Source organism: Paenibacillus sp. SER-28, from assembly GCF_052906305.1.
Window position 1 is genome coordinate 66,151 of the sequence record NZ_JBRECM010000007.1, and the last position, 14,481, is coordinate 80,631.

The 14,481-nt window shown below is 46.7% G+C and carries 12 protein-coding genes; 8 read left to right on the forward strand and 4 right to left on the reverse strand.

Annotated elements, in window-relative coordinates; genetic code table 11:
- Positions 1-188 precede the first annotated feature (188 nt).
- Positions 189-1,364, forward strand: a complete 1,176-nt coding sequence (locus tag ACUYLD_RS17065; RefSeq protein ID WP_446675582.1) for an alanyl-tRNA editing protein — start codon at positions 189-191, stop codon at positions 1,362-1,364.
- 12 nt (positions 1,365-1,376) lie between these two features.
- Here the strand turns inward: ACUYLD_RS17065 and ACUYLD_RS17070 are convergent, their stop codons facing one another.
- Positions 1,377-2,078, reverse strand: coding sequence for a YoaK family protein (locus ACUYLD_RS17070; RefSeq protein ID WP_446675583.1), 702 nt, complete (start codon positions 2,076-2,078; stop codon positions 1,377-1,379).
- Positions 2,079-2,274: 196 nt separating this feature from the next.
- A complete protein-coding gene (locus tag ACUYLD_RS17075; protein ID WP_165179278.1) occupies positions 2,275-2,793 on the reverse strand; it encodes a DJ-1/PfpI family protein in 519 nt (172 codons plus the stop codon).
- Between the two features lie 149 nt (positions 2,794-2,942).
- On the opposite strand from ACUYLD_RS17075, the gene ACUYLD_RS17080 reads away from it, so the two are divergent.
- Complete coding sequence (locus ACUYLD_RS17080; RefSeq protein ID WP_446675584.1) at positions 2,943-3,335, forward strand: winged helix-turn-helix transcriptional regulator; 393 nt, start codon at positions 2,943-2,945, stop codon at positions 3,333-3,335.
- 176 nt (positions 3,336-3,511) lie between these two features.
- Here the strand turns inward: ACUYLD_RS17080 and ACUYLD_RS17085 are convergent, their stop codons facing one another.
- Positions 3,512-3,847: a winged helix-turn-helix transcriptional regulator gene (locus ACUYLD_RS17085; RefSeq protein WP_250266725.1), complete on the reverse strand. Its 336-nt coding sequence runs from the start codon at positions 3,845-3,847 to the stop codon at positions 3,512-3,514.
- A gap of 251 nt (positions 3,848-4,098) precedes the next feature.
- Here ACUYLD_RS17085 and ACUYLD_RS17090 point away from each other — a divergent pair, with 251 nt between their 5' ends.
- The 5 genes from ACUYLD_RS17090 (at position 4,099) to ACUYLD_RS17110 (ending at position 12,591) form a co-directional block, all read left to right on the forward strand.
- A complete protein-coding gene (locus tag ACUYLD_RS17090; protein ID WP_446675585.1) occupies positions 4,099-5,196 on the forward strand; it encodes an FAD-dependent monooxygenase in 1,098 nt (365 codons plus the stop codon).
- Between the two features lie 83 nt (positions 5,197-5,279).
- Positions 5,280-6,044 carry a GTP cyclohydrolase II gene (locus tag ACUYLD_RS17095; protein WP_446675586.1) on the forward strand — a complete coding sequence of 255 codons (765 nt, stop codon included), beginning with the start codon at positions 5,280-5,282 and terminating at the stop codon, positions 6,042-6,044.
- Positions 6,041-7,141 carry a bifunctional diaminohydroxyphosphoribosylaminopyrimidine deaminase/5-amino-6-(5-phosphoribosylamino)uracil reductase RibD gene (gene ribD / locus ACUYLD_RS17100; RefSeq protein WP_446675587.1) on the forward strand — a complete coding sequence of 367 codons (1,101 nt, stop codon included), beginning with the start codon at positions 6,041-6,043 and terminating at the stop codon, positions 7,139-7,141. The genes ACUYLD_RS17095 and ribD overlap by 4 nt, the downstream gene beginning before the upstream one ends.
- A 583-nt stretch (positions 7,142-7,724) precedes the next feature.
- Complete coding sequence (locus ACUYLD_RS17105; RefSeq protein ID WP_446675588.1) at positions 7,725-10,643, forward strand: glycosyl hydrolase; 2,919 nt, start codon at positions 7,725-7,727, stop codon at positions 10,641-10,643.
- 829 nt (positions 10,644-11,472) lie between these two features.
- Complete coding sequence (locus ACUYLD_RS17110; RefSeq protein WP_250240428.1) at positions 11,473-12,591, forward strand: slipin family protein; 1,119 nt, start codon at positions 11,473-11,475, stop codon at positions 12,589-12,591.
- A gap of 60 nt (positions 12,592-12,651) precedes the next feature.
- Here the strand turns inward: ACUYLD_RS17110 and ACUYLD_RS17115 are convergent, their stop codons facing one another.
- Entirely contained in the window at positions 12,652-13,065 is a 414-nt protein-coding gene (locus ACUYLD_RS17115; RefSeq protein ID WP_039273916.1) for a chemotaxis protein CheW, read from the reverse strand.
- A 275-nt stretch (positions 13,066-13,340) separates the two neighbouring features.
- Between ACUYLD_RS17115 and ACUYLD_RS17120 the strand changes: the two genes are divergently transcribed.
- The gene (locus ACUYLD_RS17120) at positions 13,341-14,276 is read left to right on the forward strand and encodes a sugar-binding transcriptional regulator (protein ID WP_023990386.1); all 936 of its coding nucleotides are present in this window, start codon (positions 13,341-13,343) and stop codon (positions 14,274-14,276) included.
- Positions 14,277-14,481: the final 205 nt, after the last annotated feature.

Consider the following 14,481-nt stretch of genomic DNA (forward strand, 5'->3'; position numbering starts at 1 on the left):
CGACTAATCTTAATCTATTCAAAAATGAATTTCAAGCTAAATTTTGTTAATCGTCATGCGATTTTTCACCATATAGAGGTTGTTCGTGCAATGGTTCAAGCTTTTCCCTACATTGATATTTACAATGAAGTGTTTGATAATAAGTGGATATCGTACGAGACCAAAAACTCAAAAGTGAGGAACCTGGAATGACGACAAAATTATACTACACTGCTCCAAATCTTACGGAGTGGGACACTCATATTACACAGAGCATGGAAAGAGACGGAAAATATTTGGTTATGCTGGAGGAAACGGCATTTTATCCGCAAGGTGGAGGTCAGCCTTGTGATACAGGAACAATTCAGGGCATCCGTGTATTAGATGTTGTTCTTGAGGATGGGGATATTTGGCATCAGGTAGAGCGTTTGCCGGAGGATAGGAAAGTAGCCTGCCGATTGGATTGGGAGCGCAGATTTGATCATATGCAGCAGCATAGCGGGCAGCACTTGCTGTCAGCGGTTTGTCTAGAGTTGTTGGGTGCGCGTACTGAAAGCTTTCATCTGGGACAAGAATATGCCACGATTGATGTGAACTGTTCGGATGTAACGCCTGCGCAGCTATCGGCAATCGAGCAGGAAGTAAATCAGCAAATCTATAGTAATCGCAGCATAAAAAGTTTTTTTGTAACCAGTGAGCAATTGAAGGATATTCCGCTGGTGAAAACGCCCAAAGTGACAGAAAATATTCGGATTGTCGAGATCGAGGGCATTGAATATAACGCTTGCGGCGGCACACATGTAGCTCAGACCGGGGAAATTGGGATCATTAAATGCTTAAAATGGGAGAAGCAGAAGGGGATGGCAAGAATCCATTTCAAATGTGGCGTTCGCGCACTCCAGGATTTTAACGATAGTGTTCAGATATTGGACGTGTTATCTACGAAATTCAATACCGGGCGGAAGGATATTTTGACCCGATTCGAAAAGTGGGAGCAGGAGCATAGGCAGCTTAAGGCGCAAGTGGAGATCCTACAAGAGGAAAATGCTTCGTACCAGGCGAAAGAGTTGCTATCTGCTGTACAGGGGCATGTTCTTGCTCGTGTATTCGAACAGAAATCCTTTCAGGAGATGCAGCAATTGGCTACCAAGCTGACAGCTGAGCATGATCTGCTTGTTTTATTTGCCACAACAGCAGAAAACAAAATCATTCTGGCACACAACGGTACCCAATCCATTAGCTGCGGAGCGTTTTTAAAGGAAAATCTGGGCGCGTTTCACGGTAAGGGGGGCGGTAGCAACCAATCTGCTCAGGCAGCATTCTCGTCCCGCGAAGACCTTTTGAATTTCTTTGAAACGGCCCAGGGGCAGTTCATTCAGGGCTGATGTAATGGAGGATTAGTGGCGTAAGGGAAGCTTCCAATTTTCCTTTTCTGTAAATAAAATAAAAGAAAAAATAAGTACAACAACAGCACCCCAAACGGCTTTATCTCCAATCGTCAAAGTCAGAAATCCCCCCAGCAAAGCCCCTACCAAGAAGGCTGCCAAGATGACACCATAACGCATCGCTCGAATGGCAGCGTTCGTGTCCTTGGTCGTTATGGCGATATACACAGCCTCGATAGCTGATCGGAGGTTGCCGGTGCTGACCGTGGAGGTGTACGGCACATCAATGAGCTTGCGGAAGGAAGTCATTTGCACGGAAGCGACGAACGAGACGATCACCACCACTACCGTATTGGGAACTTCTTGCGGAATCAGTCCCACGATGAAAAAAATTGCAATTTCCAATAAAATAATTGCGCGGGTCCAGTCCGGAGTTAGACGGTGGGTTGATTTTCGTTTAATCCCTTCAGCAACAAAAACGCCCAGTGAAAAGGCGATCAGGGGTGGGATATAGGATAACGCCTGAATCCAGTGCCCCTGAATGACTTTGACAGCCAGCAGCACGATATTGCCTGTCTGTGCGTTGGCGAAAACACCGCCTCTTCCAACAAAGGTATATGTGTCCAAAAAGCCCCCTACTAATGATAGTAAGGCCCCCAGTCGCAACGATTCGGACGTTACCTGATGTAAATGTATTTTACCTTTCATAAACACGGCATATAAGCCTCCTATGCTAAACGTCGATTGTTTAAAGCTAACACGAAAATCCAGGACCATACAATTAAATTAATCACTTAAGCATGAAAATGACACAAAGAAGCCACATCAGGTCCCATACAATAGAAAGGACGTGATGCGGCTTCTTTGGGGATGCTCGTTTTTAGTCCCCACACGGGACTTTAAAGGGTGCTTATCGCAGGGCTTGAACGAGCGCCTCGCCAAATGCCTGTGCGCCATCTGGACCGTCGGCCGTAATAATGTCGCTATGCGCAACGACATGCTGCGCCACATATTCGGCTTGATGCGATTGGAGCTGATCTTTTTGTACATCCACTGGATAGCATGTAGCCGTTCTACCAGAGAGTAGTCCGGTTTGAGCCACGGCTACAGAGCCTGCGCAGATGCCAGCCAATAAAGTCTTTTGCTCATGAGTTTGTTTTAGCAGAGCTTGGAGATCCGCGTTATTCCACAGATGGTCATTCGTACCTGATCCGCCGATCACAGATACTACATCATAATCAGCCAGCACAGCGTCTGTAAAAACAAGATCAGCTGTCGCTTTACCGTTGTAGTCACCCGTGATTTCGCCTGTTTTTGTACTAGCTAGCGTCACAGTAACACCTGCTTGCTCCAGTGCTTCCTTTGGTTTAAACAATTCATCCTCATTAAAGCGCTCTGGGGGTATAATAAAAAGAGCTTTTTTACTCATACTTTATTCCTCCTTGAATGTGTAACGTTATCTACTATTGTAGGGTGGACTCGTCAGGCTGTGAAGAATGCACTTTCAAGTACGGAGGTTACCTGCAGGTTACTATTAGAGTGCAAGACCATGATGGTTTAGAAGGAGTTAGTTGATATATGACTGATACGCTGAGAGAAGAAATACGGGAAAAGATCGTTAACGGAGACTATAACTGCGAAAAGGAACTAACCTTGTCAGTGTTAAGCGGAAAATGGAAGGTCGTCATTTTATGGCATCTGGGTGTGGAAGGAGCGCACCGTTTCAGTGACCTGCAAAGGCTGTTTCCGAAGCTGTCGCATAAAGTGCTGACCAATCAGTTGCGGGAGTTGATGGAGGACGGTATTGTGCACCGGGAAGTGTATCCCGAGGTACCTCCAAAGGTGGAGTATTCGATGACCGAGCTGGGAATGACGATTTTACCCATTGTGGAGATGATGTATGACTGGGGGAAAAAACGGGTGCAATCCATTCGTGAGGTAATGCAACGCAGCGGTGAGGGGAACGTTTAAAATCTTGGATGCGATCTAAGGTGGACATTATCGCTTTGTCATATGAAAAAAAGAACGCCTTGCGCTAAGAGTACAATTGTACTTAGAGCAAAGGCGTTCTTTGGCATGTTAGCAGTCTGTTTTTAACATATTAGTCTAGGAAAAATAGCGGTAGCCGTGTATTGCTTCAATATGAATCATTGCTGTTCAAGTACGGGTAAAACCTCAATCCAGCGTGTAGCCCAGGTACCGATATGGTCAAATAAAGGAGCTAAATCGCGTCCCTTATCCGTAAGTGAGTATTCAATCCGCACGGGCTTCTCAGGGTAAACCGTACGTTGTATGATTCCTTCTTCCTCCAGCTCTTTCAAACGGTCCGAAAGGACCTTTCCACTTAAATTAGGAATTGAATTCTCAATAGCGACGAAACGTTGCGGTCCATTCGTTAGTTGAAATACGATCAACACCGTCCAACGTTTGCTTAGTAGCTCCATAGCTTTTTCAAACCGTGGGCACATCTGCGGAATGTTCATGTGATCACCTCATGCTCTTATTATTAACGATTCACTGTTAAAAGTAAATGATTTTACTTTACATAAATTTATTACTTGACGAAATTGAATGATATAAATATACTTTGTTACATAAAGTAACTTGTTGGATTTGATACGGAGCCTTATATGTGAATACTTAAAAATTGAACTTGTTTTGATATGATTAATGATAAAATGAACAGGTACGAACGAATCGTTGTGGTTATGGTTTGGGCGCAGGGGGAAGTCGGATGAAGCTGGAATGTGAAGTGTGTGTAGTTGGGGGAGGACCCGCAGGGACTTTGTTATCCTGTTTACTGGCGGAGCAGGGTGTTTCCACGATATTGGTTGAGCGGCAGAGCTTGCCCGGAAAGGCTTTCCGCGGTGAAATTTTAAATGATGAGGGTCAGGAAGTGATCCAAAAGCATAAGCTGCTCGAACAAATTCATGAGGATTATATTCTCGCCTCCACAAGAATCGAGTATTGGCAGCATCAGCAGCAGGTCAAAACGGTCGAGCCAGCTTCAAACCATGGTAATGTGGGAGTGCACATTCCACAACCTCGATTTTTGGAGGCTCTGCTCAAGCAGGCGTCAACCTACGAGTCCTTCCGTTACCTGGCGGGTACAACGGTGACTGCGTTGGAAGGTAATAGTGAGCAGGGGTACACGGGCTTGATCGCCCGCAATAAGAACGGTCATGAGATCACGATTGACAGTTCGTTGATTGTAGGGGCAGACGGTCGCTATTCGACTGTGCGCAAGCTGGCCCAGATGCCTGTGACGAACATTCGACACGGCTATGACCTGCTATGGGCGAAAATCACAGCACCTGCTGGGTGGGAGCCCGTCACTCGTCTGGCACGAGTCAACGGAGGGCAGTTGGCTTTATTCTCGCAGGCTGAGGGCTATATTCAAATTGGCTGGAATGTGGAGGAAGGTAGCTTTTCAACCCTGTTTAAGCAATCCTTTGAACCATTTATACAACTGTTTACCGAGGCTTTTCCAGATTTGAAGCATAGTGTGCATGATCACATTCGTTCATGGAAGGACTTCGTACCGTTGGATATTTTCAGCAGCCGCAGTGACACCTGGACACAGAACGGACTGGTCCTTATTGGAGATGCGGCGCATACCATGACACCTACCGGAGCTTTTGGCTTGAATGCAGCTTTGAAGGATGCCGATGTGCTAGCCAGTGAGCTTCTTCGTTTACGACAGAAGAGCTATACCGCAGGAGACCTAAAGGCGTTCCAAGACGGACGACGACAGGCTGTCACCGAGCTTCAGGAACGGCAGCTGACGATGGAATCCACGTTTCATGAACATTTCTTACACATAGTTCAATGATTTATACCCTGACAATAACGATTAGCCTTTGAAGAATTAGGCATTTTTCTATATAGAGCTCATATAAAGGATGGTGCAGATAGATGAACCAAAAAGATGTAGCTACGCTACTTAACGATAAAATTCAAACCGTTCGTGGAGAGCAATCTTCGACGATTTTGGTAGGACCGATCAAGCTGCCAGTTAATATGGAAGGAGAAACGGTTGTTTTTCAGTGGTACTGCTGGTTGCCTGTACGGGATGAGGAAGATCGTCAGGACTTACTGAATGCCACCGCTGAAACGATTGTGAAGCGATTGTCCACACTGGATTTGGCAGAGGGACAACAGTCAAGCGTTTTGGTGTACGGTGATCTTCAACAGTCGGAAAATGCATTAGTTCGCATGCATAGTATTTGTCATACTGGAGATATTTTTGGTAGCAAGCGTTGTGATTGCGGATTTCAACTCCACCAGTCCATGAAAATGATCGTGGAGCATGGAACGGGTGCATTGTTCTATCTGGCTAACCATGAAGGCCGCGGAATCGGTTTGTTTAGTAAAGCAATGGCTTATATTCTGCAGGAAGAAGGCATGGATACTGTCGAAGCCAATCATCAATTGGGTTTTGAAGATGATACACGCAACTATGCGGATGCCATTAGTGTGCTCCGTCACCTGAGACAAAAACCGGTAACTTTGATTACAAATAATCCTAAAAAAATGGATGCCTTGAAGAAGTCGGGTATGAATGTGGCGGGTCGCATGCCGCTCTGGGGCGATGTGTCGCAATATAATGAACGGTATTTGAATACAAAAGTGGAACGATCCGGCCATTTGCGGGATTCCGATCTCAGGGAGGTTCTATGACCACTCACGAAAAATATATGCGCCTGGCACTGGAAAATGCCAGAAGTGCTAAAGGGCAAACAGAACCTAATCCGCTCGTCGGATCAGTCATTGTCAACAACGGTCGTATTGTTGGGATCGGCGCTCATCTGAAGCCCGGCGAGCCACATGCCGAGATTCATGCGTTGCGTATGGCGGGTGAACACGCTCAGGGAGCGACGATTTACGTAACGCTGGAGCCGTGTTCCCATCACGGCCGGACAGGCCCGTGCGCGGAAGCGATTGTGAAGGCTGGCATTCGTCGAGTGGTGATTGCAGCGCTGGACCCGAACCCGCTGGTTTCCGGCAGAGGGGTACAGATTTTGAAAGATGCGGGCATTGAGGTCATTGTCGGAGTATGTGAGCAGGAATCCATCCGCATGAATGAAGTGTTCAATCAATATATCGTGAGCAAGCGTCCTTTTATTACGATCAAATCGGCAGTAACGCTGGACGGTAAAATTGCGACCCGGACCTCGGAAAGCAAGTGGATTACATCTGAGGCTGCACGGGAGGATGTGCATCGTCTTCGTAACGAGCATGTGGGAATCCTGGTCGGTGTACAGACGGTGATTCACGATAATCCTCAGCTTACGACTCGTCTACCGGAAGGACGGAATCCGATTCGTATCATTTTGGATAGCAAGCTTCGAATTCCATTGGATGCCCGTGTCATTACAGATGGGGAGGCACCTACCTGGATATTCACAGGACGCACTTATGATGAAAGCAAGCGAAGCCAGTTGGAACAGCTTGGTGTGAGGATATATCCGACACAGGATGAAAACAGCGATCGGGTGAACCTGCCGCATATGCTGGATATTCTGGGTGCGGCGGAGGTATCATCGGTGTTCGTGGAAGGCGGAGCCGAGGTGAACGCTTCGTTCGTGCAGCAAGGGCTGGCAGACAAGCTGGTGCTGTACATTGCACCAAAGCTGGTTGGAGGGCGCGCAGCCCCGGGCTTACTCGGGGGAGAGGGCGTGTCTGCGATGAGCGATGCGGTGGCATTGCAGGATTTGAGCGTAACGCAGGTGGGCGTAGACTGGAAAATAGAAGGCTATTTTGAGCGGGAAAAATGAGTGTTGTTTGCGGGTGAAGAAGGCGCTCCGCGAAGGGGTTGATCTTCCGATCGCTGTTGCAGTGGGATTCTTCGGATTGTATAAGATATTTAAAGGTAAGAATCCCACGGCAAAGGCGAACGCTTACGCTTCTCCAGATTCAACCCCTTCGCTCCGCTACTGCCTACGGCAAAGTCACTCGTTTTCCGAAGTGGTGTAGAGTATAGGAAGGGCAAAAGGACTTAAATACTCAAAAGCTCATATACTTAAAAGAACAGAGAATCTGAAGGGCTAAAAGGCCTGGAGGATTCTTTTTTTATATGCTAAACGTTTATTAGGGTGAATGGTTAATGGGATGAATAACTCATAGGGTGAATGTCTTATGGGGTGAAGTCGAGATATCATAATTACGCATGCTTGGGTTTTTCGTCCTGGTTTCTTATGTATTTTTAGAGACTTTCGCCTCGTTTAGTTAGAATATAGAAATAAAAGGATTGACCTAGAAATTGAGATCGAGCACAATGAAGTTGAATTCAACTTGGAAGAGAGAAGGGAAAAGCCTTGCAGTGAAAGGGATTAGAGAAATCAAAGGAGGATGTAGGTTGTGAAAAAAACGATATTATGCTTGTTAAGTGCCAGTCTGATATTTTTAGCTGCACCAGTTTCTACTAAAGCCTTTTCGGGTGAGGTCACACAAGGCGCTGGCTCATATTCAACCACACTACCTACCGGAGCAGCAACACCGCAAAACGAGATTTACAAAACAGCGAATGTAACCAGCCCAATGCCTACCAATGACTGGTGGAGCAGTCTGGCGTGGGTACCGTACTCGGAGGCTCAATATCCGCATCCCCTTGCCTTGAAAAATCAGCAAAACGGTTTACGCATCTTTAACCCGAGTGGGAAAATTACGGTAAATCCGGGATACATCGCAGGCTGGATGGATGATGTGAACGATTTTACCGTCGGTCATTCTGTAAGCGCTTCATTTCCTGATGCCAAGGTGGACGGTTTCAGCGACTGGTTTGTCAAATCATTATTTCAAAGCGGCAGCAATAAAATGAGTGCTACCTATGGACACGGCTCCCCCTATGTTTTTTTTGAGTTTGGCGGTGGCAATCCCAAGCTTTCATTTAATGGGGTGCCAGAGGTTTGGTCTGGGTCAGCTAGTTCCCCTGTGCTTGGAATTACGGTTAATGGCTCACACTATGGTCTGTTTGCTCCTTCAGGCAGCACTTGGTCTGGCCTCGGAACGAGTACTCTGATCAATCAATTGAACGGGAAAAACTATTTTACAGTGGCGGCTTTGCCTGACAAAACAAAAGCGACATTGGACAAGTTTCAGCAATACGCTTATTCTTTCGTTACAAACTCCAAAGCACAGTACAGCTATAACGAAGCCTCTTCCGAGGTAACGACCACCTTTAACGTTGCAACCACAGCGAAAGAAGGCACACAAAGCGGCACTATTTTTGCCTTATACCCGCATCAGTGGAAAAATTCATCACAACCCCTGCTAGGCTATACGTACAATTCTGTACGTGGTCTGATGAAAACAGCGGAGGGTGCTTCTTTTCAAACGAAAATGAAATTTACAGGGGTACTGCCTTCCCTGCCCGACTTGGGGTCCTACGATAAAAATACGCTCAACAATTATATAAACGAAGCGAAAGCAGAAGTCTACTCCGGCGATAGAGATACGTACTGGACTGGAAAACGTCTGGGCAAGCTGGCAGCACTGGCGCCGATTGCCGACCAGGCTGGCAATACCTCAGCAGCGACCCAGTTCCGCAATGAGATCAAAAGCCGGCTGCAGGACTGGTTTAAGGCTAGTGACAACTCGGGGAATCTGAAAAGCTCCAGTCTATTTGTGTATAACAACCATTGGGGGACATTGATCGGTTATCCTGACAGCTTTGGTAGTGCGTTAGAATTAAATGACCATCACTTCCATTATGGATACTTTATCAAGGCCGCAGCCGAAATTGCACGTGTGGACAAGAACTGGGCATCCGATTCCCAATGGGGACAAATGGTGCAGCTGCTCATTCGCGACATTGCCAATACCGACAGGTCTGATTCAAAATTTCCGTATTTGCGTAATTTTGATCCCTATGCCGGGCATACCTGGGCTTCCGGCCATGCCAAATTTGGCGACGGCAACAACAACGAATCCTCCTCGGAAGCGATGAATGCTTGGGCCGGTCTTATTTTATGGGGCGAGGCGACGGGAAATACTCAAACTCGTGATCTCGGCATCTATCTATACACAACGGAAATGAACGCCATTAACGAATACTGGTTTGATGTGCATGGCACAAACACCCCTGCAGGGATGCAAAGCGCGACGGCAAGCATGATCTGGGGTGGTAAAACGGTAGGGAATGCAACATGGTGGACCGATAATGCCACAGAGGTGCATGGTATCAACTGGCTCCCGATTACCTCGGCCTCCTTGTATCTGACGCAATATTCGGAGTATGCGGCTAAGAACTATAACGATCTCCTGCGAAAAAGCGGTGGGAATTTCAGTCCATGGGAAGATATTGTGTATATGTACAGAGCAATCTCGAACCCGTCCGATGCCAAGGCCAAATTCAGTGCACGCGTAGCGGCCATGACACCGGAAGCGGGGAATTCCAAGGCGAATGCCTACCACTGGATCTACAATTTGGATGCTTTAGGCAACATCGACCGCAGCATCACCGCTAATTCACCTATTTATGCCGTATTTCATAAAAACGGTGTAAAAACTTATGTGGCCTACAATTTTACAAACCAGGTCAAAACAGTAACCTTCTCAGATGGGCATAGTATTACTGTGCAGCCGAATAGCTTTAATACCGGAAATGGAAGCAACGGTGGCAATCCGCAGCCTGATACGGAGGCTCCATCCATCCCGGCGAATGTTCGAGCTACGACCAAAACGGCTTCGGCGGTCACTCTGGAGTGGGATGCAGCTACAGACAATGTTGGCGTTACGGGTTATATCGTTTATAAGGACGGGGCTCAGGCAGCAGAGATAAGCGGTACTTCCGCTTCAATTACAGGGCTGAGTGCAGCTTCCACTTACAGCTTTACCGTTAAGGCTCGAGATGCAGCTGGTAACCTATCTGCAGCAAGCAATGCGGTAGGGGTAACGACAGAGCCAGCATCTGGTGGTAATGAGGGTGGCGGAGAAACGGAAGATTATAAAGTAGGAGCTCGCTTTGTCAGCGATCGTGAAGCATTGCTTCAATTTACACCCAAAACAGCCTCAGCCTATGTTGACGTGCATTATACTTTAACGGGTGGACAACAGCTCAATTACCGGATGACAAACAACGGCGGTGTCTGGGAGCAGCGGGTTACAGACCTCGATATCGGGAAGGCTGTCAGCTATTGGTTTACCTATGAAAAGGCGGGATTGCAATACGAGACCCCTTCATTCAGCTATACACACCAGCAGACTTCTTCTACAACAACAGACGTTCCACAACTTCCACTACCGAGTGTTGATCCCGTTTTCGAAAAAACATCCTAGTGGATCAAACCTAAGATACGAACGCGACAGTTAACTATAGAAAGAAAGACACAGGGGAAGCACATACGCTTCTCCTGTGTCTTTTTTTATAGGGTCGTAATACTTTCACCATGTTCGTGAGTTCCAGGTTGCGCGATAATGATAAAGGCTGATACAGAAAGATATTACCGAGGCGTGGATTTCCAAAGGTCCCGCAGTGCCTACCCTGATTGGGTCAGGTATCCTGTAAATCTGATGTATCCACCAACAATTAGGGTTCAATTCCCAATCGCCCTCCACGCGACTTCTGGTAGAGTATTCGAATGATCGAATAAAAACAATGAAAAGACCCGGATGAGAGCATCCCATGTCTGGTCTCGATGACAGATATCGGGGCGATGGCTATGCGGCCAGTGGATACCGGAGAGAGCAAGCGCCTACAGGTTTCGAGGCTTCGGGGATACAGATTCACAGTCGATGTTGGGTTGATGAATCCCATCCTTAGAACACGGAAACAGGCGGTATCTTCCTTTTTCCTCAAGCTCGGCTCCGCCATCTACCCCGAAGGAATGCTCTGCAAGGGTCCTACCCCTACTACAACGAATAAAAATAAAAAATCCTCATTTTAAAAGTGTGTTGATTTTAAGGCGGATAGCAGCGGAGCGACCCATTTGAATCTGGAGAAGCGAAGCGTTCGCCTTTGCCACTGAATTTTAACCCTATAACGGGTTCATCCATTCTAAAAATTCAGTGGCAACAGCGATCGGAAGATCAAATGGACCGCGGAGCCGCCACACATAGAAAGAAGCATACTTTTAAGTGGAGGATTTTAAATACTAGGAGTGATACGATGTTTAAGAAGATAACGATTAAATCTGATGAGCGCGGGCTGCTGTTCAAAAAAGGAAGCTACCACAAGTTGTTGCACCCAGGAACTTACCTATTGAAGACATTTCAGCAGGAAGCAGTTGAAATTTTGAATGTAGCCGAACCATTTTTTGTACCGGATCATGATATTCGTTTGTTTTTGACAGATCCCCTATTGCTTGAACAATTGAATGTCATTGATGTAGAGGACCATGAATATGTGTTGCATTATGAGGATAATCGGTTTGTGGAGCTTCTGACGGCTGGGAAATATGCTTTTTGGAACATGCTCAAGGAGCATCGTTTTGTTCGTGCAGATACTCGGCAGCCTGCAATTGATAAAGCATTGGGGCAAGCATTCTTGTCCAAGACACCGGGCTTCTGGAAGGCACTTCAGGTGGCCAGCTATGAAATGGGCTTTTTGTATTACGATAATGTGTTGCAGGGTGAGCTGAAACCGGGCAAATATTATTTCTGGATGTCCACAGTGAATACAGAGATCAAAACGATAGATATGCGACAGCAGCAGTTGGACCTGATGGGACAGGAAATCATGACAGAGGACAAAATCACGCTGCGCCTCAACTTTGTCTGTCAGTACCGTATCATCGACCCGTTGCGGGCGTTGGAATTCCGAGCATACGAGGAACAAATGTACATTATGCTTCAACTGCTGCTGCGCGAGTACGTTGGCACGATGAAGCTGGATGATTTGCTGAAAATGAAGCAGGAGATTGCGGAATATGTTTTGACTCGACTAAATGAACAGAGCGGCGAATATGGAGTGACTTTTACGTCAGCAGGGGTGAAGGATATTATTTTACCAGGGGATATCAAGGATATTCTGAATACCGTGCTGTTGGCAGAGAAGAAGGCACAGGCCAACCTTATCACACGACGTGAAGAGACGGCATCCACTCGTAGTTTGCTCAATACGGCCAAACTGATGGACGAGAATGCCACCCTCTATCGTCTTAAAGAACTGGAATTCATGGAAAAAATCTGCGAGAAGATTGGCACGATTTCGCTGACTGGCGGGAATACGTTGCTGGAGCAGCTGAACACGCTGGTTCACATGAAAGAGGGGCAGGGACTCCAATAACTGAAAATACTCCCGAACGATGAGTGCAAGCCAGCTCAAGGTTCGGGAGTATTTTGCGTTTTAGTTCGTCTTGGTGGATGCAAGAAAAGCGTCCATATCGATCACCGGAATGAGGGTACCCTGATGCTCCATCACAGTAGGGAACAACTCGCGCTGCCATTCTTCCTCATTGCTTTGTAGCTGACTGTCCTCGGCAGAAGCCGTATCCTCTACCTGATCGACAAGCAGAGCAATCTTCGCACGGCTGAGCAAAATCATTTTGTCCTCGGAGGAATCGCTTGATGCAGGAAGAAGCAGTTTTTTGCGTAAATTAAGGATTGTAAAGACACCACCGCGGATAGTCACCATTCCTTCATGCCACGCTTCGGAAAAGGGAAGTGGGGTCCCTTTTTTGGCATTCATGACTTCTTCTACTTCCAGAAAGTTTAAAGCGAACTTTTTGTCCGCCAGACTGCACACAATAAATTCAGACATAGCAATTCTCCTTACATATTCAGATAAGCCATCACAGGTTGTGAATGAGCGGTAAAATGGGTTAGCTATTGCGTTTTGACAGATGGAACGATAAAGTTGAGGATGCGGTAAAATAGTTGTAGTTAATCACAGAATATCACAAACGAGCAGTTAAATCTTCCAAATTAACAATCATACGGCCAAGGCGTGGCTTCAAGTTTCCCTTCATATATAATGTTTGGGACTAAAGCTGTGTCCGCTGGCACTACATTTTAAGATAAGCGGGTTGAGGTAGAATGGATCATGAAAAGCAGCGATTAAGTATCGAGGCAGCCAGATTATACTATCTAAACGACTACAGTCAGCAAGATATCGCGGTCAGACTCGGGGTTTCGCGTCCTACGGTATCGCGGTTACTTCAGGCTGCCAAGGAACAGGGATACGTGCGGATCAGTATTGTGGACCCGATGGAGGATATGGACGCGCTCGGAGAGCAGGTGAAGAAGAAGTACGGACTGGATACTGTGTTAGTCTGTTATTCGCCGTTAAATGAATATCAGGAGATTAAGAAGCATATTAGCAAAAAAGCAGCCGATTATTTGCATGAAACGGTACAGGATGCTGATATTATTGGAGTGACATGGGGAACAACAATGCATGCCGTGGCGCTTCATCTCCAACAAAAGCAGGTCAAGGGTGTTGAGGTGGTTCAGCTCAAAGGAGGCGTGAGCCATTCGCATGTCAACACATATGCCGTGGAAACCGTGAATTTGTTCGCAGAAGCCTTTCATACCATAGCAAGGTATTTGCCGCTGCCTGTGATTTTTGACAGTCACGCAGTTAAGAAAATGGTCGAGGAGGATCGGCATATCCAGCGCATCATCGAACTTGGGAAGCAGGCGAACATCGCTGTGTTTACGGTGGGGACGGTCAAGGAGGATGCGTTGCTGTTCCGATTGGGCTATTTTAACGGGGAAGAGCAGAAGCTACTGCAAAGAATTGGCAAGGGCGATATTTGCTCGCGCTTTTTTGACGCTGAGGGCAATATATGCAGTCAGGAAATCAATAGCCGTACCGTCGGGATTGATTTGCCTGATTTGCGAAAGAAGGAGAAGTCCATTCTCGTCGCTGGAGGCCAGCGTAAAGTGGAGGCCATTCGAGCATCGCTGCGTGGCAAGTATGCGAATATTTTGGTGACGGATCAGTTTACGGCTCAAGCACTTTTACAATAGAGCAAGTCGTCTCAACCCAGCAAAATGTACGGTTATGGCGCGTACCTACAGGGTAATATGAATTGTAGGTGACGTCTTGTGCATAAGCTTGAACATAATTTCAAAATGTGTTTTACATATGTTCAAAGCCGTGCTATGATGGTCTCATCACAGAGAAATAAATGACTTTTGTCTTCACACTATTTATTCTAATGAAGGAGCTTTT